The sequence below is a fragment of the Muriventricola aceti genome (assembly GCF_025567565.1).
Lineage (GTDB): Bacteria > Bacillota > Clostridia > Oscillospirales > Oscillospiraceae > Lawsonibacter > Lawsonibacter aceti.
Genome location: NZ_JAOQKF010000027.1, coordinates 512 through 951 on the forward strand (window position 1 = coordinate 512; position 440 = coordinate 951).

Annotated in this window: 1 pseudogene; it reads right to left on the bottom strand. The window is 54.8% G+C overall.

The features are described 5' to 3' along the window. Positions 1-440 (bottom strand): annotated as a pseudogene (locus OCV64_RS16060) (tetracycline resistance ribosomal protection protein Tet(W)); the annotation flags it as partial.

The window sequence follows — 440 nt, forward strand, 5'->3', positions numbered from 1 at the left end:
TCCCCTTTGGATGGAATACGCATCTCTGTGATTTTCAGCTTTTCTCTCCCGGCCAGGGCCACCGTATCCCGCAGGCGCAGCGTTCCGCTGTATAACCGTAGATAGACACGCCGCTGGCCGCAATCGGTGTACTCAACCTTGAAAACGCTGCCGCATAGGGCGGCGCCCCCCTGTTCCCCAATCGGTTGGAACAGCCCTGTCACCGCATCCATCAACGGTTGAATGCCAAGGCCATTTTTGGCGCTGCCATGATAGACTGGGAACAGGGAGGCGTCTTGAACCCGCTGCTGTTCCTCCCGCGCAAGTTTTTCCCGGCTGATTGGTTCTCCTGCGATATACTTTTCCAATAATTCATCGTTATTTTCGATGACCGCATCCCATGCTTCTATGTCGGTATTTTCCTCCAGGACTATTTCCGGGGACAGCGACACCGTCTGCTT